17 protein-coding genes and 3 pseudogenes are annotated in these 20,700 nt (G+C 69.7%); 7 read left to right on the top strand and 13 right to left on the bottom strand.

What is annotated here, in order from left to right:
• The first annotated feature begins 342 nt into the window (after positions 1–342).
• Positions 343–1,317: pseudogene (locus tag MHW47_RS16570) on the top strand (site-specific integrase).
• Positions 1,318–1,485: 168 nt separating this feature from the next.
• Here the strand turns inward: MHW47_RS16570 and MHW47_RS16565 are convergent.
• Both MHW47_RS16565 and MHW47_RS16560 read right to left on the bottom strand, forming a co-directional pair.
• Entirely contained in the window at positions 1,486–3,285 is a 1,800-nt protein-coding gene (locus tag MHW47_RS16565) for a hypothetical protein (RefSeq protein ID WP_239224054.1), read from the bottom strand.
• 63 nt (positions 3,286–3,348) lie between these two features.
• Positions 3,349–4,356, bottom strand: coding sequence for a recombinase family protein (locus MHW47_RS16560; protein WP_239224052.1), 1,008 nt, complete (start codon positions 4,354–4,356; stop codon positions 3,349–3,351).
• Between the two features lie 212 nt (positions 4,357–4,568).
• Between MHW47_RS16560 and MHW47_RS16555 the strand changes: the two genes are divergently transcribed.
• On the top strand, positions 4,569–4,991 hold the full coding sequence (locus MHW47_RS16555; protein WP_031081690.1) for a VOC family protein: 423 nt from the start codon (positions 4,569–4,571) through the stop codon (positions 4,989–4,991).
• Between the two features lie 75 nt (positions 4,992–5,066).
• On the opposite strand, the gene MHW47_RS16550 is transcribed toward MHW47_RS16555, so the two are convergent.
• Complete coding sequence (locus MHW47_RS16550; protein ID WP_239224050.1) at positions 5,067–6,572, bottom strand: SulP family inorganic anion transporter; 1,506 nt, start codon at positions 6,570–6,572, stop codon at positions 5,067–5,069.
• A 403-nt stretch (positions 6,573–6,975) separates the two neighbouring features.
• Here MHW47_RS16550 and MHW47_RS16545 point away from each other — a divergent pair, with 403 nt between their 5' ends.
• A complete protein-coding gene (locus MHW47_RS16545) occupies positions 6,976–7,389 on the top strand; it encodes a MerR family transcriptional regulator (protein WP_239224048.1) in 414 nt (137 codons plus the stop codon).
• On the opposite strand, the gene MHW47_RS16540 is transcribed toward MHW47_RS16545, so the two are convergent.
• From MHW47_RS16540 to MHW47_RS16495, 10 genes and pseudogenes are all read right to left on the bottom strand, one after another.
• A complete protein-coding gene (locus MHW47_RS16540; protein WP_239224046.1) occupies positions 7,386–10,436 on the bottom strand; it encodes a Tn3 family transposase in 3,051 nt (1,016 codons plus the stop codon). The genes MHW47_RS16545 and MHW47_RS16540 overlap by 4 nt on opposite strands.
• Before the next feature lie 110 nt (positions 10,437–10,546).
• Positions 10,547–10,819: a hypothetical protein gene (locus MHW47_RS16535; RefSeq protein WP_239224044.1), complete on the bottom strand. Its 273-nt coding sequence runs from the start codon at positions 10,817–10,819 to the stop codon at positions 10,547–10,549.
• A 50-nt stretch (positions 10,820–10,869) separates the two neighbouring features.
• Positions 10,870–11,436, bottom strand: a complete 567-nt coding sequence (locus MHW47_RS16530; RefSeq protein WP_239224042.1) for a hypothetical protein — start codon at positions 11,434–11,436, stop codon at positions 10,870–10,872.
• A 48-nt stretch (positions 11,437–11,484) separates the two neighbouring features.
• Positions 11,485–12,432 carry a PHP domain-containing protein gene (locus tag MHW47_RS16525; RefSeq protein ID WP_239224040.1) on the bottom strand — a complete coding sequence of 316 codons (948 nt, stop codon included), beginning with the start codon at positions 12,430–12,432 and terminating at the stop codon, positions 11,485–11,487.
• Positions 12,433–12,564: 132 nt separating this feature from the next.
• A complete protein-coding gene (locus tag MHW47_RS16520) occupies positions 12,565–13,356 on the bottom strand; it encodes a hypothetical protein (protein WP_239224038.1) in 792 nt (263 codons plus the stop codon).
• Positions 13,357–13,607: 251 nt separating this feature from the next.
• Positions 13,608–13,850: pseudogene (locus MHW47_RS16515) on the bottom strand (Tn3 family transposase); the annotation flags it as partial.
• A gap of 135 nt (positions 13,851–13,985) precedes the next feature.
• Positions 13,986–14,471 carry a hypothetical protein gene (locus MHW47_RS16510; RefSeq protein WP_239224034.1) on the bottom strand — a complete coding sequence of 162 codons (486 nt, stop codon included), beginning with the start codon at positions 14,469–14,471 and terminating at the stop codon, positions 13,986–13,988.
• A 22-nt stretch (positions 14,472–14,493) separates the two neighbouring features.
• Positions 14,494–14,784 carry a hypothetical protein gene (locus tag MHW47_RS16505; protein WP_239224032.1) on the bottom strand — a complete coding sequence of 97 codons (291 nt, stop codon included), beginning with the start codon at positions 14,782–14,784 and terminating at the stop codon, positions 14,494–14,496.
• Positions 14,781–16,676, bottom strand: coding sequence for a tyrosine-type recombinase/integrase (locus MHW47_RS35940; RefSeq protein WP_239224031.1), 1,896 nt, complete (start codon positions 16,674–16,676; stop codon positions 14,781–14,783). Before MHW47_RS35940 ends, MHW47_RS16505 begins: the two co-directional genes overlap by 4 nt.
• Positions 16,677–16,756: 80 nt before the next feature.
• A pseudogene (locus MHW47_RS16495) lies at positions 16,757–18,001 on the bottom strand (DUF4158 domain-containing protein); the annotation flags it as partial.
• A 781-nt stretch (positions 18,002–18,782) separates the two neighbouring features.
• Here MHW47_RS16495 and MHW47_RS16490 point away from each other — a divergent pair.
• The 4 genes from MHW47_RS16490 to MHW47_RS16475 all read left to right on the top strand — a co-directional run bounded on the left by MHW47_RS16490 (position 18,783) and on the right by MHW47_RS16475 (position 20,642).
• A complete protein-coding gene (locus MHW47_RS16490) occupies positions 18,783–19,307 on the top strand; it encodes an RNA polymerase sigma factor (RefSeq protein WP_239224029.1) in 525 nt (174 codons plus the stop codon).
• Positions 19,304–20,011: a hypothetical protein gene (locus MHW47_RS16485; RefSeq protein WP_239224028.1), complete on the top strand. Its 708-nt coding sequence runs from the start codon at positions 19,304–19,306 to the stop codon at positions 20,009–20,011. The genes MHW47_RS16490 and MHW47_RS16485 overlap by 4 nt, the downstream gene beginning before the upstream one ends.
• Before the next feature lie 90 nt (positions 20,012–20,101).
• On the top strand, positions 20,102–20,308 hold the full coding sequence (locus tag MHW47_RS16480) for a hypothetical protein (protein ID WP_239224027.1): 207 nt from the start codon (positions 20,102–20,104) through the stop codon (positions 20,306–20,308).
• A 130-nt stretch (positions 20,309–20,438) separates the two neighbouring features.
• Positions 20,439–20,642 carry a hypothetical protein gene (locus MHW47_RS16475; RefSeq protein ID WP_239224026.1) on the top strand — a complete coding sequence of 68 codons (204 nt, stop codon included), beginning with the start codon at positions 20,439–20,441 and terminating at the stop codon, positions 20,640–20,642.
• Positions 20,643–20,700 lie beyond the last annotated feature (58 nt).

Here is a 20,700-nt window from a genome sequence, read left to right as displayed (position 1 = left end):
CCGCCGGGCAGTGACGCACCGCGCATCGCCCCCGTTGCTATTTCTCATGAACATTCACGGGCCTCAAGATCCGCAACTGCTGCCCAAACTGGCGGACAAACGCTGCCCCTAGAAGTGAACGAAGCCAGTAGAGTTTGGGGGCTGAGGAACATTCGTGTCAGGTCGTGCGCTAAGCGTTCGTCGTCCCTGGTGGGCGGTTGACGGCGCGTTGGTCGTGGGGGCGGCCGGAAGTTCTTCCACGGATAACGCCCTATTATCTGGGGGATCTTGGTTCGTCACCTGCGGTGACATTCTTCGGGCCGTACGTGAAGCGGCCCTGTTATCCGTGGCAAGGGGGAAGCGGTGCCCACCGTTGTGCAACTGTCGGCCGGGAAGGTGTTGACGGTCCGCGCGGCGGCCGACGCCTTCCTCGACTCGCTCCGCAACCCGAACACCGTCCGCAGCTACTCGACCGGGGTCGGCAAGACGGCCGAGCGAATCGGGGAGGGCCGCCCGCTGGGGTCGGTCGCGGACGACGAGATCGGCGAGGCCCTGGAACTGCTGTGGGGCACCGCGGCGGTCAACACCTGGAACGCCCGCCGGGCAGCGGTCCTCTCGTGGCTGGGCTGGTGCGCGGAATAGGGCTACGACAGTCCGTCCGTCCCGGCCTGGACGAAGCGGCTGGCCGTGCCGGACTCGGAGACCCCGGCCCGCTCGAAGATGGCCGTGGACCGGTTCATCGCCCGCCGGGATGTCCACCTGCGGGAGAAGACGCTGTGGCGGATGCTCTACGAGACCTGCGCCCGCGCGGAGGAGATCCTCGGCGTCAACATCGAGGACCTGGACCTCGCCGCCCGCCGCTGCCCGGTCAAGGCCAAGGGCACCCGGAGCAAGGCCCGCCGACGCGGGCAGACGAGGGAGGACTTCGTCCTGGAGACCGTCTACTGGGACGCGGGCACCGCACGGCTCCTGCCCCGGCTCCTCAAGGGCCGCACCCGGGGCCCGGTCTTCGTCACCCACCGCCGCCCCGGCCCGGGGAAGGTCGTCAGCCCGCGCGACGTGTGTCCGGACACCGGCCTGGCCCGCCTCTCCTACGGCCAGGCCCGCGCCCTCCTCAACGAGCACACAGCCGTACACGGGCCGGGGACCGGCTGGGACCTGCACGAGTACCGCCACTCTGGACTCACCGAACTCGGCGTGCGGGGCGCCTCCCTGCTGATGCTGATGGCGAAGTCCCGGCACAAGAAGCCGGAGAACGTCCGCCGGTACTTCAAGCCCTCCCACGAGGCGATCTCCGAGCTGACCAGCCTCCTCGCGCCCGGTGACGTCCGGCGCTGAGCCACCAGTCTGGGCTGAATGACCCTGCCGATCGTTTGCGGGCACCAGCCGGCGGGCGTCGCGCACCGCGAGGGGTCGCTGCCACCCGGCGTCCCGCTCGGCCTCGTCGGCGTACGGGTCCATCGAGTCGTCGTGCGGGTCCGTCACAAGGGTTCCCTCTCCCCTCGTCTACAGGCTGCGTCCTCGCCCCGGTTCCGGGCCGGGACGACGCAGGTGCGGCGGCTGCTGGGTGTTCGACGTTGCGGTGCCGTTCTGCGGAGGCCGAGGCTTGCGGACGGTCGTCGACTTGGCCCGCGCTGCGGCGGCCGAGGAGCGCGTGCGGGGCGAGGGGTCGGCTGGTGGTGGAGCAATCCGGGACCGAGGAGTACGCCAGGCCTCGGGCCGGTCCGGGCTGTGGATGATCCAGTCACTGTCCCTGAAGTGCGAGGACAGGGTGCGGCCGAGTTGGGTGGCGTCGAAGGGGCCCGAGGACTCGAAGACGCCCAGCGATATCGGGCGGCCCAGCGTTGCCTCCCAGGTGCGGGCCCAGTCGGCCAACGCGGGCAGGGTGCCCAGTACCGTCGCCTTATCCAGGTAGCCGTGCCCGCCCATGAAGTCGCCCGGGTAGCGGTGGGAGTGGTTGGCGCGCCAGTGCTCGCGTGCCGCCCGCACGATGGCCGTGGAGTTGATGTCGAGGTCAAAGTCGCTGGGTTCCGATTCCAGGCCCAGGCGCCACATGGCGTCGAAGGGACGAGCCAGGGGCCTGCTGTCCTCACCGAACCACGTGTGCAGGCGTTGGAGGGCCTGGAGATCGTGTGCAAGGGCCTGCGGGCCGGGCAGGGTCTTGTGGATTCCGGCGTAGAACCCGGCACCCGAGCCCTTGATGCGGATGTCGACGTCGGCGGGATCGATGCCGTCGTGGCCCAGAGCGGTCAGCATGTGGGCACTGAACTGTCCGTAGAGCGCTGGGGTCATCCCCATCGGGGCTTCCCCAGTCACCATCCACTTGATCTGTACGGGATTGATGCCCAGGAAGTCGAGGTCACGCTGGGCCAGCACGTAACCGGTCTGGTCCTGGGGCCACCAGGGCGGTGCGGGTTGCGTGCCCGCCAGAATCCCCAGGATCTGAGCATCGAGCGGCACGGCCGGGTCGAGCTGGTCCGTGATGGAGAGCGGCTGCCACTGTCTGGTGTCCGGGTCCGGCTGGGTGGGGGCTGCTGGGGCGGCGAAGGCCAGTGCTGGAGCACCGAGGGAGATACCGGCGGCCGCCGTCTGAGTCCCGGGTTCGGGCGGGGCAAGGTGGGAGACGATGCCGTCCAGGGTGACGCGGTAGTCGCCCGGCAGGGCGACCCATTCCATCTGCCCGAGGAAGCCCATGCCGGTGGTGGGCAGGGAGAGTACCTCCGCGGCCCGCTGGCGGGAGGCGACGATCGCGCCGTGCCCGGTGCGTTGCTCCAGCCAGTCGGCGACCACCTGACGGTCCGCCGACCAGCTGGAGAGCGGACGCTCGCGGGCCTGCACAACCGTCCCGACGTTGTCGCCGCTCACCCACAGGGGCTGCTCGGCGCCCTCGGGCCAGCTCAACGCGCGATATGCGATCACTTCGGTGATCCCGCGCGCGGCCAGCACTTCCTGGGTCATCTGGTGCTGGGTCCGCAGGAAGTGCCGCAGGGCATCGCGGTTGTAGCTCAGTTCCATCCGCACAGCGGACGCCGTCTTGGGGTCCAGATGCCACTCCAGAGCATCGGTGATCTCGAACTCCTCGGCCGCGGCCTCCTGGAGCGCCAGGACCCGCACGTTGTTGTTGGAGCCGTAGGACCAGGCGCCCATGAGTTCGCTGACCGCGACCATCCGCACCAGCAGCTCGGCCTCGGGCGAGTCCATGCGCACCGCCCCGGCCGGGGCCTCCCGAGGGAAGGCCGGGCCCAGTTCGTCGACATGGAGCACATCGACCCCCATGGAGGGGTAGCGCGCATTGTGCGGGACCACGACGTGCTGCGAGCTGCCCAGATGGCCCTGTCCTCGTATAGCTACGGCGAGGGGACAAGTAGCTCAGTGTGATTTCAGGGCCTCTGCTTGAGTGCGGGGCTCGGGGACCGCTCCGTTGTTCATGGCGGCGAAGTCGGCGTGTGCGGCCCTGACGGCTTCGGGGTACGCCTCGCGCTTGGCGTGCTCGGCGAGCGCCCGGTAGATGCTGGCCAACGAGGGGTTCTGTCCCTTGCGCTTGCCGGTGGGGATGATCAGGTCGGGCTGGATCTGCTCGACGGACTCGCCGCCCGCGCGGCGCCGCAGCACGGTGTGGAGCATGTCGTCGGTGATGACGGGCGGCCGGCCGCCGTGCTTGCCCTTGCGGGCTGCGGTGTCGAGCCCTTCGAGGGTCGACTCGCGGATGTTCTCCCGCTCGGTCTCCGCCATCGCTGCGAAGAATGCGAACAGCAGCTTGCCCGGACCGGTGGGGTCGTAGATGCCGGGCAGGGGCCCGGCGAGCATCTCCAGGACCAGGCCGTGGGCGGTGAGGTGGTCGGCGAGCGCGGTGAGTTCGGCGGCGTCGCGGCCGAGCCGCTTCATCTCGTACACGGTGAAGATGACCCGGCAGTGCGGGGCGTGCGCCTTGACTTCCCGCGCGGTCCTCAGCGCTTCCTCGAACTTGGGCCGTACTCGGACGCGGGTGCTGATCTTCTCGCTGAAGATCTTGTCCCTGGGGATGCCGTGCCCCGCGAGCGCGTCGAGCTGGGAGTCGAGTTCCTGCCCGAGCGTCGAGCATCTCGCGTACCCGATGCGGATGTCCGCGCTTGGCAGGTCCGGGTCGATCGGTGCCGGGGGCGGGGTGCCCGGCCGCCACGGCCGGCCCGGTCCGCGGTCCGCCGGTGTCGGCACCCGCAGTGCCTTCTTCAGCCGGGGCACCTTCGTGAAGCGGCGGGTGTGGTAGGCGGAGGCGACCGCGCCGCCGCGCGAGCGGCACGGCGAGCCGGGCTGGGCGTCACACTTCGGACAGGCGTGCTGTTCGACGTCGTCGGCGTCCGACCGGTCGTTCGGGGAGGGCTGCTGAGGGTCCGTCATGGGCCCGGATTTTCGCACAATGCAAGTCTCGGAAGGGGGTCCGCCCCGCTTTTGAGTGAGAACGGGTTCTGAGAACGAATCCGGGTGCGGCGGGGGTCCGGCGGCCGATTGTTGATCTTGCTCGTGCAAAGGAACGTTTGTGAGAGTCCAGGCGTCGCGCTGGCGTCCGTGGGCTCTTGGGGTGTGGCGCCTGTCTGCCTACGATGATCGGTATGTCGCCTGATGCTTCCCTGTCCTCCGTCTGGCCGGTCCTGCACTACGACGACACGAAGGCGGCGCTGCGCTTCCTGGTCGACGTGCTGGGGTTCGAGCAGGTGGTCGCCGCGCCGGATGAGCACGGCGGGATCGGGCACGCGGAGCTGCGCTGGCCTGGCGGTGGTGCGCTGGTGTTCGGCTCGACGAGGCACACGGACAGCGTGCACGGGCGGATGCGGGCGGGCACCAGCGCGGTCTACGTGGTGAGCGACGAGGTGGACGCGGTGCACCGGCGGGTGGTCGACGCGGGCGGCGAGGTCCTCGAAGCGCCGCACGAGACACGGTTCGGGTCGGGGGCCGCGGCGTACGTGTGCACGGTGCAGGACCCGGAGGGCAACCTGTGGACCTTCGGCACCTACCAGGGCCCCTCGCCGGAGTAGGGCGCCGGGAAGAGACGACAGGACCCCGGCCGGTGGGGCCGGGGTCCTGTGCTGTGGTTCGTATGGCGCCGGGGGTCAGTGGCTGCCGGTGAGTTCGCCGGTGAGCTTGCCGTGGAGGTCGGCGCTCAGGTCGTTCAGCCCGGTGATTTCCACGGTCTTGCCGCGCTGGGCGTACTTGGTCTCGATCGCGTCAAGGGCGGCGACGGAGGAGGCGTCCCAGACGTGGGCCTCGGACAGGTCGATGACGATGTTGTCGGGGTCGCCGGCGTAGTCGAACTGGCCGACGAGGTCGTTGGAGGAGGCGAAGAACAGCTCTCCGGTGACCCGGTAGACGACCGTGGTGCCGTCGGGGTCGAGGACGCTGTGGACGCGGGCGAGGTGGGCGACCCGCTTGGCGAAGATGACCATGGCGGTGATGGAGCCGACGACGACACCGATGGCGAGGTTGTCGGTGGCGACTACCACGATCACGGTGATGGCCATGACGGCGATCTCACCGGCGGGCATCCGCTTGAGCGTCTTGGGGGCGATGGAGTGCCAGTCGAAGGTCGCGAAGGACACCATGACCATGACGGCGACCAGGGCGGCCATGGGGATGTCGGAGACGACGGGGCCGAAGGCGATGCACAGCACCATCAGGAACGAGCCTGCCAGGAAGGTCGAGAGGCGGGTGCGGGCGCCGGAGACCTTCACGTTGATCATGGTTTGGCCGATCATGGCGCAGCCGCCCATGCCGCCGAAGAAGCCGGTGACGATGTTGGCGATGCCCTGGCCGATGGACTCGCGGGTCTTGGAGGAGTGGGTGTCGGTGATGTCGTCGACCAGCTTCGCCGTCATCAGGGATTCCATCAGGCCGACCAGCGCCATCGCGAAGGCGTACGGGGCGATCGTCGTCAGGGTGTCCATGGTGAAGGGCACGTCCGGCAGGCCCGGCACCGGCAGGGAGGACGGCAGGGCGCCCTTGTCGCCCACGGTCGGCACCGCGATGCCGGCCGCGACCGTGATGACGGTCAGGATGACGATCGAGACGAGCGGGGCCGGGATCACCTTGGTGACCTTCGGGAAGAACACCATCAGCGCGAGCCCGCCGATGATCAGCGGGTACACCGCCCAGGGCACGTCGTGCATCTCCGGCACCTGCGCCATGAAGATCAGGATCGCGAGCGCGTTGACGAAGCCGACCATCACCGAGCGCGGCACGAACCGCATCAGCTTCGCCACCCCGAGCGCGCCCAGGATCACCTGGATGACGCCGGCGAGGATGACGGCGGCGATCAGGTAGCCCAGGCCGTACTCGTGGTTCAGGGGTGCGATCACGAGGGCGATGGCGCCGGTGGCGGCGGAGATCATCGCGCGGCGGCCGCCGACGATCGAGATGACCACGGCCATGGTGAAGGAGGCGAACAGGCCGATGGCCGGATCGACCCCGGCGATGATCGAGAAGGAGATCGCCTCAGGGATCAGCGCCAGGGCGACGACCAGGCCGGCCAGGACCTCGGTGCGCCAGACCTTGGGGTTGTTCAGCCAGTCGGGCTTGAGGCCGCGCAGCCGCGCGGCGGGAGTCACAGCAGCAGAAGACAAGGGAGATGCGTACCTGTCGTGCTCGGGCACACCGCCGGACGGGCCGGGGGTGTGCGGGAGGGGGCGTGGGAGACCGGCCGGTATCCCGCGGGCGGCCCGAGGCGGGCCGGGAAGTCGTGGAGGACGCGAGCTGCGGGGCCTGGGCGGTGCCCGGCCGGGCGGGTCACGTCCGAGGGCGAAGGGTCACGGCGGGCAGGGGGCGGCGATCGGCGTCATGGGCTCGCGCACGCTCTCTCCTGCAAGAATCGGATCTTCGCCGGGGGCGCCATCGGCCCCGGAACGGCAGCAGCGGGGCAGCCGGGCCGCCCTCGCCTTCATCAACTCTACCCTAACGTTAGAGTAGAGGTCGGTGGGGTCGCACAGGACGCGGCCCGCCACGAGGAGAAGGGCCAGGGACACGGGCGTGGACGGCAAGCACATGCAGATCGGCGAGGTCGCCGCGCGGACGGAGCTGTCGCTGCGCACCATCCGGCACTACGAGGAGACCGGCCTGGTCATCCCCTCCGCCCGCTCCCAGGGCGGCTTCCGGCTCTACACCGAGACCGACGTCTCCCGGCTCATGGTCATCCGCCGGATGAAGCCGCTCGGCTTCACCCTGGAGCAGATGCGCGACCTCCTGGACGCCACCGACCGCCTCGACGGCGACGACGCTCTCGACGACGGCGAGCGCGATGCGCTGCTGGAGCGGGTGCGGACTTACCGGCAGGCCGCCGCCGAGCAGGTGGAGAAGCTGCGCGTCCAGCTGGCCCGGGCCGAGGACTTCGCCGACACGCTGGGCGCCCGCCTGGAGCAGAACGCTCCGGCCGCCCGCGTCTAGACCCGCTCCGCGGCGTCTCCTCCGGCCGGCACCACCTCGCTCTGCGGGCTGCGCGGGCCGGGCACGGCCCGGGCCGGGGCGGTCAGGTCCAGCTGAAGGCGGCTGTTCATGTCCAGCTCGAACCGGCCGTAGGGATTCACGTGCGTCCAGAACAGCGGGGACAGGGCCCGCCGGTCGGCGTCGGTGAGCATGTCGGCCCACTTCTCGTCGGCGAGGACCTGCTGCATCAGCAGCGTGTTGACGTGCACGAGAGCGGACTGGAGCAGGTGGAGGGCGAGCATGGACACCTCCTGGGACTCCTTGTCCGCACCGGCCAGATCGCCGTCCTTGCCGTAGAAGAGGTCCTTGTTCGCGCTGTTCCAGTTCTCCACGACCTGCAAGCCCTCGTGGATCTCCTGGCGAAGTTCGACGTCGGCGAGGTAGTCGCAGACGAACGCCGTGCGCACCGCCCGCCCGAGTTCCTCGATCGCCTGATAGGTGGGGTGCTTGGGGCCACCGCGGGTGAAGCGGCGCAGGACCTGCTCTGCCTCGGCAGTGCCCAGCCGCAGCGCGGTGGTGTACTTCACGATCTGGTCGTACTGCTGGCGAATCAGGTCCCAGTTGATCGTCTTGGTCGACAGCACCGGCGCGAGGTTGGGCCAGTTGTCGTCCTCACCGGCCGCCGGACGGTACAGCTTCGCGGAGCCGATGTTCTTCAACCGCGGCATCAGCTTGAAGTCGAGCATGTGGGCGAAGGCGAAGCCGACGATGGACGCGCCGTGGGTGTCGGTGTACTGCCGGTCGACCTCCATGTCGGTGCAGTGCCGCAGCACGCCCTCGATCATCGAGGCGACCTCGGAGGCCGAGCAGGACTTGAGCTGGGAGTAGATGCACACCGACTTCCGCTCGACGTGCCAGTAGATCATCACGCCGGGGCCCCGGTAGCGCTGGTGCCACTCGGTCATCAGGTTCGAGGACCAGGCCCCGAACTTGCGGCTGTCGGAGGCGCACGCAGTGCCGGTGCCCCACCACATCTCGTCCCGGGTGGCGAAGGTGGCGTTCACCAGCTTGCGCAAGGCGGCGCGCATGTTGGCCCGGTTGACGAACAGGTGCCGCACCCGGCGCAGCGTCGCCTCGGACTCGCCGTGCTTGCCGGTCACCGCGACGCGCTTGATGCCCATGTTGGTGCCCAGGCCGAACAGGACCAGCAGCAGCCGGCGGCGCAGTACGTCCTTGGAAAGGTTCTCCCTGGTGGCGACCGAGGTGAACTCCGCGACGAAGCCGGTGTCGAACTCGGCGTACTTCAGGATGTCCAGCAGGTCGATGGTGCCCCAACGCCGCTCGATCTCCGCCTTGACGGCGACCAGGGACTCCGGCTCCTCCTGCTTGCCGCGCGGGGAGACCCTGATCCACGGCTCGCCGTGCTTCTTGACGATCGCGACCCCGCCCGTGGCGCCCTTGGCCAGAGCCTGCTCGAAGCGGTCCAAAGAGGTGCGGAGCTTGGCCTTCAGGGCAGTGATGAACTCACCCGCGTCCTGCGGCTGGCCCAGGGCCGCGTAGTGGACGTCCCGGTTGTCCTCGAAGTCGGCGGGCAGGTCGTCCTCCGGGTTGCGCCACCGGTTCGCGCCCACCACCCAGATCTCCCGCCGGCGCAGCGCGTCCCGCAGCGCGACCAGCACGCACAGCTCGTACGGGATGCGCTCGACCCGGCCCTTGTCGTCCACCACCGCCGCCCGCCACTGCTCAGGCACCACCCCCTCCAGCGGCACCATCTCCGCCGGATCGAAGAACGCCCCCTCCTTCAGCGGCTGCTCCAGATACCGCCCCAGCAGATCGATCGCGTCCATCACCGGCCGGTAGGCGGTGTTGTTGCACTTCAGCTCCAGCGCCCGCAGCAGCGGCGACAGCATCCGCCGCCAGTGCGCCGAGTACGAGGAGCGCAGCACGGTGCGGACCCGGGCCTTGTAGCGGGCCTCGTTCGCCGCGGCCTCCGCCGCCAGGGCCTTCAGCGTCTTCTCCCCGCCGACCACCGGGAAGATCACCCGCCGCACCGTGCCGGACGGCTCCGACAAGGCCGCCTCCGCGACCCGCAGCAACATCGCGTCCTTGCCCCGGACCTTCTTCAGCTCCGCCCCCAGCTCCTTGTCGACCCTCCGCTCCGCCCGCGTGTTGATCTTCAGCACGAGCTGGATGAACAGGTCCACCAACGAGTCGGTGATCTCCGTCTGCCGCACGTGGCACAGCGTGGCCAGCAGTGTCAGGCGCCGCGGCGGCTTCATCCGCTCCAGGTTCGCCGGGTACTCCTTCGACGCCCGCGCCCGCCAGGCGTCCACCAACTTCTCCGACACGTCCGCGAACAGGTCCGCGGGCAGCTCCAGGCGCCGCACCCGCTCCAGCTTGTTCACCTCCGCCAGCAGACTCTCCAGGCCCGGGGCACCGGGGTCGGTCTTCAACTCGGTGAAGTGCGACCGCCCGCCCCCGGCCGCCGAGCCGTCGGCGCCCTGCTCGCCTCCGTCGCCCGCGACCAGGTCCTCCAACCGCGAGCGCGTCGCGTGGCTGAGCCGGTCCAGCGTGCTGCGGCAGAACCGCTTCTCGAAGTCCTTGACCGCCTTGCCGACCAGCCGCCGCACCTGCCCGGGCGCCGGGGGCTCGACGTGGTCGTTGCGGCACCGAGCCACCACCGCGGCCGCCAGCCGGTCCCGCGACAGCTCCACCGGACACAGCTCGGTCGCCAGCCACACGGCCAGCCGGTCCTGGTCCTCCTCGGTGTTCGCCCGGAATCCGTACGCCGCCCGGATCTCGCCCCGATGCCGCTGGATCGCCTTGCTCTGCCAGTCGTACTCCGCCCACGCCCCGGCCGGGACCTTCACCTGCTGAGCCACGTACTCCACCGCCGCGGCCGGCACCTCCCTGGCCGACTCCGGGAACCGTGCCTCCACCTCGAAAAACTTCAGCAACAGCGCGAACCCAAGCCGGGTCGCCCCGGACTTGTTCCGCACCCGCTTCATGTCGTCTTCCAGCAGCGTCCAGACCTCGATCAGGTCCTCCGGCTCCCAGTCCTGCCGCACCCGTACTCCTCCACCCCGACCGAGATCACTCGTTCAGCTCAACGAGGCGCCTAGCCAGGAGAAACGAGCACCAGGGCAATCACACAGCGCCACATGTCCGTTCGCCGTAGCTATACGAGAACAGGGCCCAGATGGGCCGCGAGGTCAGTGCCGACGCTCAGCCCCATGGCAGCAAGCACCAGCTCCGGCGTGGGCGTCTGCATTCGCCGGGCCAGCCGGCCGATGGCGATGGTCTTGGCCTGAGGAGTGTCGGTGACCTGGCCGTCGTCGGTCAGCAGTGCCTCGCCGATGCGCAGGGCCTCGGCGCGCTCCGGCGAGCCGAGCGGCGGGACGAGGACCACCCGGTCTGGCTCGCCCGCCGACTGGCTCGTGTACTCGCTCAATGTGCTCCCCCGTGTGTGGTGGTGTCCTATACCGGTGCTGCGGCGGCGGGTCAGTGCGCGGCGAGGAACGCCGCGGCCTGGCTCTGGAGGCTGTCCGGAGCCGTGTCCCAGGCCGGGGTGCGCATCAGCTCGCGCAGCCTGACCTCCTTGACCTCCGCGGGAGCATCCGCCCGCAGACCGAGGTGGAACCACACGCGGTCGAGGTCATCGGGCCATGCCCAGTGCGCGCCGACCGCGGAGGCCGGGCCGTCCTCGGAGCCGGCGTCCGGAACGTGCACTTCGGCGGCGGTGGCCGCAGGGGTGATCTCGACGAGGTCGAGCCCCAGCTGGTCGATGGCCTGGCGGAACCGTGCCCGGTGGCTCTCGACGACTGCGGGCGGGGCCTGCGCGCCGTCCGAGAACAGCGCGAACACCCAGCTGGTGGCGTCGGTACGGGCCACATCCAGCACGAGCCGGTTGCCCGCAGCGTCAGTGAAGGAGCGGTGGGCGATGCTCTCTGCCGCACCGGGTCCCTCACGGCGGGGTTCGGGGGACAGGTCGAAGTCAATGCGCAGCCACTCCTCCTGGGCGGCGGTTAGTTCTCCGATGGACAGGGCGCGCAGGACGGGCCACAGCATGAGCGTGTCTCCTTGTGTTCGGGAAGGTCGACGGGGGATGAGCGTCGGTCAGGAGCGGTCGAGGTGAATCGGGTTGGTCCAGGCGCGGCCGCCAAAGGCATCTTCCACGGTCACACGGCAGTACCCGCGTCGGAACATCGCGTGCGGCAGCGAGCACTCCGTCAGGTCGGTGCCCTCCACGACCTCGGCGCCCGGCGCCCCGCCGCTGAGGACCACCTTGCCGGCCGGCGAGCAGCGCACGACGACCGCTTCGTCGGTGAGCTGGACGTCGTAGATCTCGGGGCCGGTGCTGGAGTAGAAGTCCCCGGCCTTCAGGGCCGCCAGCAGCAGGCCCGGGGCGAGTGTTTCGGCGAGGACGTTGACCCAGGCGGCACACGCCGGCGGGTCCTGCGGTTGCAGGTGCGCATCGTCGGCGGCGTATGCGGTGAGCCGGTGTCCCCGGTTGAGGAGGGTGTCGGTCAGGTGCCAGCTGTCCCCTCGGTGCTCGCGCTCGGCGAGGGCGTTGTAGACCTCGACGGCGTGCGCGGCGTCCAGGCTCTCGGCGTCATCGACGGTGAGCAGCGAGGCGGCAGGGTGCGCCATGCCGACGAAGGCACCGGCCGCCCGGGCACGGCGGGCCACCTGCGGGCCGTCCTCGCCAGGGTGCGGTGGGGCGAAGCCGAGGGGCAGTCCGACCGCGACGATGTGCCAGGACGGTCCGGCCTCGGTGCGCGGGGCGTGCAGCTCGGCGCCGATCAGCGTGGTGAAGCCCAGGCCCCTCAGGGCGCGGGTGTCAGTCACCGGGAAGTCGTACTCGGGGCGGAAATGGTCCGTGACGGCCAGGAAGTCGTAGCCGTGCTCCTGGTAGTGCCGGGCCGTCTGGCGGGGCGTCAGGGCGCCGTCCGACTCGGTGGTGTGGGTGTGCAGGTTGCCGCGCCAGAACGTGCCGGGCCGGTCGAACGGCAGACCGCTTGTGTGGCGGCGTCCTAACGAGCGCGCTGGGCGGCTCTCGTGCATGATCCCTCCTCGTTGATGGTGACCATTCTCGTGCATCTGATCATTCGGGGAACTCTTTTTCGGACGAGGATGGTGCTGACTCACGCGCATTAGAGCGGCTCGGCGGCGAACGTGCCGGCGCCGTCGGGGAGGTCAGTCCGTCTCGAAGGCGTCCTCCCGCAGATGCGCGCTGAGGACTTCAGCGATGGTGTCCAGGGCGTCCTTGATGGCGAGGTAGTCGGCGCCGCTGACCGTGGTGTCCAGCAGTTCGCTATCGCTGCGCACGGTGGTCCTGCGGTAGTCCTCTTCGCCGAGGGTGACAGTAAAGGTGCGGCCGACCGGCAGGGACAACTGGAGTACTGTCTCGCCGGCCACGGCCTGCTGAATGCCGAGCGGGTCGAGATCCCGCTCCGAGGTACGGGCGGCGAGCTGGTCGGTGCTCTGGAGCGAGGCCCAGTGGGCGTGCGCGTAGCGCAGGGCGTCACGCAGCTTGCTGACCAGGTCCTCGGCCATCTCGACGTGACGCTCCTCCTCGTGTCCGTCGAGGAGGACGGCGATCCGGTCGTAGGCGGTGCTCATCTGCCAGGCGGCGCTGGCCAGCGGGGCCGGATCCTCCTCCAGCTGCGCGGGCAGCAGGACCTGCGCGGCCAGCTCGGAGAGTTCGTGCACGGCCTCCGCTCGCAGCGACTCGTACCGCGGGCGCGGCCGTTCAGGAACCGCGGCACGGTCGGTGGGCTCGATACCCCGGGCGCGCAGGTCGTCGTAGACGGTATCCCTGGTGATGTCGGCGGTACGGGCGAGTTCGGCGACGTTGCGGGTGCCCGACCACCAGGCGGCGGCCAGCAGATCGGCGCGGTGCTCGGGCAGGCGGTCGCGGCGGGCGGCCCAGCCCTTGAGGGCGGCGAGGGAGGCGCGGTGCGCGGTGGCGCTGTCGGTGGCGTCCATGCCATCAGGTTATGTCGACCAGTTCGACATGTCGAGTGAGTCGACACAATTCGGCCATCCGGCTCGGGCGGCCGACGGACGCCCATGACAGGGGAAGCGGCCTCACGCGTGCAGTCCTCTGGTGCGAAGACCTCAGGCAGCCGGACCGCGCAGAGCGGATTCCCCGCGCGCAGTCCGCTGCGACGAAGGGCTCGCGCACCGCTGCCGGGATAGTGGTGCCCGCCCCACGTTCCCGGCAGCACGGGCGGTCCTCACGCGTCGTAGGTAGCGTGCTTGTCGCGCAGGGGCCGCAGCCCGCCGGGCAGGTCGGGGAGCTGGAAGGAGTACCGGCCGAGCACGTTGATGTGGTGGCGCACGAACGGGAAGAGCCGGGCGCCATCCTCGTCGCGGACCTCGAAGTTGTCCGCGCGCAGCTGGTTCACCGCAGCGTCCATGTACCGTGTGTTGAACAGTACGAGCGCGTTCAGGACCAGGCCCAGGGCACCGATCTGGTCTTATCCGAACTAGCCCAGCTCGGCGGCAGGTCCGCCTGCGAGCCGTCATTCACCACGGAAAGTAGTCGTGAAGAAGTTGGGTGGACGGGTTCCGTCGGGAGTGTCGTGGACGTCGTCCGCGCGCGCTTTGCGGTCCTACTGGGAGAACGCGTAGGTGCGGACGGGGTCGAGGTGCAGTTCGAAGGGTCCGAAACAGTCAGCCGCGAGGGTCGCGACCGGAGCGCCGCAGGGGCAGGCTCGGTTGAGCCCCTCATCGCCTGTCGGTCCGCAGCACCCACTGCTGTTCTCCCAGTTGGGCAGTGGCTGAAGGCCGGTGGCGTCATCAGGGTGCACCAGCACTGTGTGTCGGCTGCCGGCCGAGATGACGAAGCCTTCTTCGCGGCAGACCGCAGGTCCGCGCGACTGAGCTGGCTTCGGGTCATCCTGATCGTCCTGCACGACATAAGGAGGTCCCCAGGGCTCGGGATCGATCGCGTAGTGGCCCTGCGGAACGGTGGAAGGCGCCCGGCGTGTCTCCTTGTCCCGGTCACGCTCGTCGTCTGAGACGTCAGGGACGGCGGCAAGCTCGGTGAGCTCCGGCGTGATCGCGGTGCCGCACTTGGAACAGAGGAAGACGGTCATCCCCTCGTTGTAGTGCTCAGGACTACCCCTTCGCATCTTCGTTTCGCTGCTCGGAGTCGATGCGCGCGACGACGCCACGGAGATCGGGCATGCCCAGGTGGATGGTGGTGTGCCGGGCCGCGAGGTCGCGCATGGCGGCGAGCTTCTGCTCGGCGGCGGCGAGACTGGCCTCGATCGCGGCGACCTCGCCGAGCCATCCCTGTTCCTTGGCCTCCTGGAGCCGGTCGATCAGGGTTCGCGTGGATCTCCTCCAAGCGGGGCATCTGCTCGGGATCGGGCCGCAGAACAGGGCAGCGGATGCAGGCGTGTTCATGGACACAGGGGGTGCCGAAGTCGCGGGCGCAGACGCCGAGGGCGACCTTCCGCAGCTCGAAGTGGGCGAGGAAGTCCTGCCACTCCTGGGCGGTGGGCTCGCGGTACTCCTCCCCGGGTCGCAGCGCCCGGCGGCGGGCGATGAAGGACCGGTGGTGGTTGATGACGTCCTCGGGGTAGATCGCGGCATAGCCGAGGGTCGTGTCGACCGTCCGGTGGCCGCAGATGCGGGCGGCGATGTGCGGGGGGCAGGCCGGAGCGGAGGGCGTCGGTCACGAAGATTCTTCGGAAGTCGTGGGGCGTGTATCGCAGCTGCTCGTTGCCGGGCCCGGTCAGCCCGCTCGCGGCGAGGGCGTCGTTGAGGCAGGTGTAGATGTAGTTGCGCGGAATGGCCCGGTCCTCCGGGCCGCAGCGGCGCTGGAAGAGGAACGGCATCGGTGCACTCCAGAGCCGTTCCAAACTGTCGTAGGCGGAGACCAGGGGCATGGCCTGCTGCCCGCGTCGGACGCGATGAATGATCGCAGTGAGCACCTCGCCGAGCTCTGGTGAGACCAGCAGCAGCCGCTCCTGGTCGAGCTTGGACGGGGCGACCTGAAGCATAGGCACGATCTCGCCTGTGGTGGGGAGCTGGTAGGCGACGAAGCTGTGGTGGGTGAGTTCGAGTGCTTCCTCGATGCGCATGCCGGTGTGGCGAAGGACTTCGACGATGGCCCAGGCCCAGAAGGCGCGTTCCTCTTCCACGGTCAGGTCCCGGCGCCGGTCGGTGGCTGGGTCGTCGGCGTAGACGCGGGAGGACACCCCTGCCCGGCGCAGGAGAGTCTCGCCCGCCGGAGTGGTGAACGGGGCTCCGGCCGGGGTCTCCCGCCCGGTGGCGAGACAGGTCTGGGCGTCCTTGAGCTGGCGCTCGACGGCTTTGACCAGGGCCGGGAGCGCGGGCAGCAGAGTGCGGGTGCGCTGGTCCATGGCCGCCTTGCGGCGGGCGCGGTTCATACTGTGATCGGTGTCGCTGTCGCGGACCGGGCAGGGTGCGACCCACGGGCCCCAGCGTGTCGGCTCGTCGGCGGCCCAGCGGGCGAGGTCCTGGTAGAACGTGCGGACCCAGCTGAACACGGTGTGTGCGTTGACCCGCGGCCGGATGGGAGTGCCGTGCCGGTCACGGACCATGCGGACGCGCTCCCGCCAGGCGGTGACAGCGTCGGCGTCCAGCCGCAGCGAGTCGATGCCCGGGTGGTGTTTCTCCAGGTCGCGCCAGAACAGTCCGGCCAGGGTGCGGGCCATGTCCTCCAGCGTGGTGTAGTCGACGTCCACCGCGCGTTCGGTGAGGTAGTCGACCAGAAGGTCGCGTATCGCGGTGCAGGTGATGCCCTGCCGGTCGACCAGGGCCGCCGGTGTCAGCTGCCCCGGCAGCATCACCGTCTTCAGCCGTGCCGGGGCCTTGGGGCCGAAGACACCGAGGCCCGCGAGGAGCGCGTAGAAGAGGTGCTTGCCGTGGTAGCCGTTGCTCTGGTGCTCGCCGATGGCGTGCTGTAACTCGACGCAGTCGCCGATGGTGACGTCGTGAACGCTCCCGCCCTTGGAGGCCACGATCCAGGTGACGCGGTTGAGCGCGTTGTTGCAGTCGTTGGCTCCCGCGTGGCCGGTGGCCGCGTACTGGTTTTTGAGCGCCACGAACCCGTCGGGATCCGTGACGCTGCGGATGTGCGCCAGCAGTTGCGAGGGGCGCTGCCGCAGCAGCCATCGGTAGGCGGGGCGTACGACTTGTCCGCCCAGCAGCGGGATCATGCCGCAGCACAGATCGGCGCGGTCGTACTTGCGTGCCCGCTGGTGCTCGGCGAGCCACTGCACCGGCAGCCGCGTCCACTCTCGGCCGGCGTCCTCGGCTCCGCTGGCCACCCAGCGCTCCCGCCAGGTGCGGCCGGGCTGGTCTTCCAGCCAGTCCAGCAGCTTGACGAGGCCACGCTGCCGTGAGCGCGGAACGGCCGGACCGTGCCGAACCGGTTGATCAGCATGGCACGCCATGCCTCGTCCGCATCCGAGTCCAGGGGCGGGGTCAGCTCGAACAGCGCGGCGATCGCCGCAGCCAGCTCGTGGCGGGGCACCACCTGCTCGATCGCCGCCCACATCGCCTCCAGGCTCTCCAACCTCGGCCGCGTGATCTCTCCGGTGTCGGTGTCGACCTGCTCGCTGGTGGTATCGAACACGACTTGGAAGGCGGTCGCCAGCTTCGCCGACGCCCGCTCCACCCGCGGCAGCGTCTTCAGCTTCTCCTTCGCGCTCTCGCGCTCCGCCCGCGCCAGCAGCTTCGTCGCGATCAGCACCTCCAGCAGGTCCAGCGCGTCGTCCACCGCCCGCGAAGTCAGATACACCGTGGTGGCCAGCAGCGTCGCCAGCCGCCGGGCATCGGAGTGCCGGCGCAGCAGCGACGCCTTCCCGTCCACCCCGTAGCGCGACAGCTCCGCCAGACGCCGGGGCGGTATCCCCGACACGTCCACCGCGGCCATCCCCAGCGCGGCGATCTCCTTCGCCCGCTCCAGGGCCCGCTTCATCTGCGGGCCCGAGACCCGCACCGGCCCCCGGCGCAGCCGGTGCAGTTCCGAGACCCGCTCACCGGGCGGTACCGTCAGCAGCGAGTCCAGTACCGCCCGCTGCCCCACCCCGAGCATCCCGTACAGGGTGTCCCACAGCCGCTGGTTCGCCGCCTCCCGCACCGACCCCACCAGCCGGGCCAGGCGGCTCACTCCCGGCAGCAGCACGCGGCCCTCGCGCAGCCACCCGGCCGCCGCGTCGAACAACGCCTTCGGCCCATCCCCCGTCGTCCACGCCCGCGCGTCCAGCCACCCCGCCAGCTCCTCGCGGACCTCCGCGAAGTCCCGCCAGCCCCCGGCCTCCTGGATCTCACCAGCATGCGTACGGGCCGTACCGTCCCGCTCGCCGTACAGCTTCAGGCACGAGGCGTCCTCGATCTCCAACTGCCCGGCCAGGTACTCCGCCACCTCCGCCGGCACCTGCCGTGGGTCCGGCATGAACCGGCCCAGGAACCGCACGCTCGTGAGCTGGACCGCGTACCCGAGCCGGTTGTGCGACCGCCGCTTCGCCTGCACCGCCTCCCGGTCCGCGTCGTCCAGGAAGAAGTACCGCTCCAGCTCCGCCCGCGAGGGCACCTCATGGAACGCCCCGTACCGGGCCGCCTGCTCATCCGTCAGGAACTCGACCGTCACAACAACTCTCCGAAGATCGAAAACAACGACCCACGAAGGCTCTGACGCTCAATCACCCCAGGTCAAAGCGCCAAACCACCCGACGAACGCTTAGCACACGATCTGACACGGATGTTCCTCAGCCCCCACATACTGCTCGTAAGCGGCACGGGTGCGGTGGAGGGCGGCCTGCGCGTTGCGCAGGTCCTCGGGGAAGTCGCACGTGGACACACCCGATTGGTACGAAAGTTCGAATTTGGTTAGCGAGGGCACGCCGTCCCGCCTGGCGCGCTCACTCGAACGGCCCCCATGAAACGCCGACCGCGGGCCCGCCTCTGGTGACCATCTTTCGCCGCACTGCTCGCCGTCACCCTGCGGCTCGCCGGACCTTGGGCGGGCCGCTCGACATCCAGGCCGGCGAGGGCTGCAAGCCGGGTGAGCCTCGTGCCGCAGGCCCGAGAGTCAGGGAGGTGACACCTTGGAGCCGAACTCGGCGGGAAGCGACTGGAGTTGGCGAGATTCACTCGAAGGTGGCAGGAAATCGCTTGTGCGCCGGGGTGTCCGCCGTGTGACCTCAATCACGCTGCGCGTATGCAATGCGCCCTTGAGTGACCGTCCATGCAGGTCAGGGGAGCCCCTGTCACCTCATTGATCACTTTGAGCACCGGTGCGAACGCTCCGCGTGAAATTCGCGCGGCTGCGCATGCGTGTTCGGCCGATTGGTCCGGTTGGGTAATCCCGAGCGGTGCTTCGGGAGCCGCTCGCTCCATCAGACCTCAACGAAGAGGACCGAAGACACCCCATGACCGACGACGTGCGTGAGGACGGCCGCGTGCCTGTGGCCGCGGAGGACCCGCTCCAGTTCCCCGTGGAGTTCGAGGCCCACTACCTCACCAACCAGAAGGCGTTCCACGACTTCGCGCTCTACATCCTGAAGACCAACGACCGGGCGGAGAAGGCCGTCCACAGCGCCTACGTGGAGATCCGTACCCGCTGGGACGCCCTGCTCGCCGAACCAGATCTGCAGGCCCAGACCTGGCTGATCCTGCGCCGCTCCATCATCGACGAACTGATCGGCGGCCTCCGCGAGGAGCTGGCCGAACGCGACAGCGGCATCGGCCTGTACCCGGCCCTCACCAAACTTCCCCCGCGTCAGTTCGACGTCGTCGTCCTGCGCTTCATCGGCCGGCTCGAAACCAAGAAGATCGCCTGGTACATGGGCCTCACCCCCAGCACCGTCACCCACCACATCCGCAAGGCCCAGGAACGCCTCGCCCCCATCCACCGCCGCGCCACGCGACCGATCAAGAAGAAGGACGTCCAGTGAGCGACACCTGGGAACAGCTCTTCGCCGACGCCGACACCTCCGTCCGCGAGCCCCGCCGCGCCTTCGACGTCGGCACCGGGCTGCGCCGCATCGCCCACGACACCGCCCACCTCCCGGCCCCCGGCCCGGTCCCCGCAGGCGGCCACCCCAGCGCCCTGCGCCGGCTCGGGGTCATGGCCCGAGTGGTGGTCACCCAGGCCGGAGCAGCCGCCCATATGGAGGAGCTGACCGCACTGCTCGGCGGCGATGCCATCGCGCAGTTCGACGGCTGGACCACCGGCGTCGACATCGACGGCGTCCAGGTCTTCGCCTGCATGCTCTACCTCGCCCACCACCCCGAAAGCGCTCGTTTCTGGTGGCGCTTCGCCGCCGGCGCCGGATCCAGCGGCGCGGCGTACTGCCTCTACCTCGACCACCTGGCCCTCGGTGACGAAGGGGAGGCGAAGTTCTGGAAGCGGCAGGTGACCACCCTGTTCTGCCCGGATGCGGCCAAGGACCGCGAAGTCGATTCCCAGGCGTTCCTCAAGGCACTGGAGCACTTCACCAACGACTCCGCCCGCCGCAACGCCAGCAGGGCGGTGCTGACCGGCGGACTGGAAGCTGACGTCGACCAGCTGGCCGACCGTCACACCGACGACGGTCTGGTCTGCCGCCCTGACGCTCGCCTGGCTGACCGTATCCACGAACTCGCCGGCCGCCCCTGAAACCCAGAAGTCCGGCGCGGGGCCGAAGGTTCCTACGCCGCCCAGCCCCCGCCGGACCACACCAGCACCCCGAAGAACGGAGCACCTGCCATGCAGGCTAGCCGCCGCACCCGCACTGCGGACCAGACCCCGACAATCCACCGCACCCCTCGGCAGCCCTCCATCATCCGCCGCAGCCTCCGCTGGATCGCCCGCCGCGGTCGCGCCCTGCTCTCCAGCGCCCTGCGCGGCGCCGCCTACGCCACCGGAGCTGGCATCGTCGGACTCGCATTCTGGCTGATCGAGCAGCATCTGTAACCCGATCCGCCGGAGGCAGGACGTCGTCCCGTCCTGTTCCCCCGGGGTAGCCACCTCTTAGTCCTGCACTACGTCGCCCATTTATGCGGCCGGCTGGCGGGCGAACCTCACCCACGCCGCCACACACCTCGTGACGTGCTCGCTCGCCCTGGTCGTCGCCGCCGTCGTCCTCGACGAGCACATCGGCGTCCTGCCCGGCGCGGCCGCGGTCCTCTGGATCGGGGGCACGCACGCGGTGATCGACCGCCGCTGGCCGGTCGCGGCCAACCCCGGGGAATTGCATCAGATGCGTGATCCCTACAGGGCCCATGCCGCTGTGATGCGGGAAGTCTAGCGTCCTCGCTCTGTCCGGCACGTTGACGTGATCGAAGCTCTGACCTGGCGGTTTGGTA

The sequence above is a fragment of the Streptomyces sp. OfavH-34-F genome, assembly GCF_022347745.1.
Lineage (GTDB): Bacteria > Actinomycetota > Actinomycetes > Streptomycetales > Streptomycetaceae > Streptomyces.
The sequence above is the reverse complement of the archived record's forward strand: the minus strand, read 5'-3'. Positions and strand labels throughout refer to the sequence as shown.

Bases quoted from the DNA above. Each gene is read 5' to 3' on its own strand.
- MHW47_RS16560 (WP_239224052.1), bottom strand. From the start codon at position 4,356: ATGACGGACCCTCAGCAGCCCTCCCCGAACGACCGGTCGGACGCCGAC.
- MHW47_RS16555 (WP_031081690.1), top strand. From the start codon at position 4,569: ATGTCGCCTGATGCTTCCCTGTCCTCCGTCTGGCCGGTCCTGCACTAC.
- MHW47_RS16530 (WP_239224042.1), bottom strand. From the start codon at position 11,436: ATGCTGTGGCCCGTCCTGCGCGCCCTGTCCATCGGAGAACTAACCGCC.
- MHW47_RS16525 (WP_239224040.1), bottom strand. From the start codon at position 12,432: ATGCACGAGAGCCGCCCAGCGCGCTCGTTAGGACGCCGCCACACAAGC.
- MHW47_RS16520 (WP_239224038.1), bottom strand. From the start codon at position 13,356: ATGGACGCCACCGACAGCGCCACCGCGCACCGCGCCTCCCTCGCCGCC.
- MHW47_RS16510 (WP_239224034.1), bottom strand. From the start codon at position 14,471: ATGACCGTCTTCCTCTGTTCCAAGTGCGGCACCGCGATCACGCCGGAG.
- MHW47_RS16505 (WP_239224032.1), bottom strand. From the start codon at position 14,784: ATGAACACGCCTGCATCCGCTGCCCTGTTCTGCGGCCCGATCCCGAGC.
- MHW47_RS16490 (WP_239224029.1), top strand. From the start codon at position 18,783: ATGACCGACGACGTGCGTGAGGACGGCCGCGTGCCTGTGGCCGCGGAG.
- MHW47_RS16480 (WP_239224027.1), top strand. From the start codon at position 20,102: ATGCAGGCTAGCCGCCGCACCCGCACTGCGGACCAGACCCCGACAATC.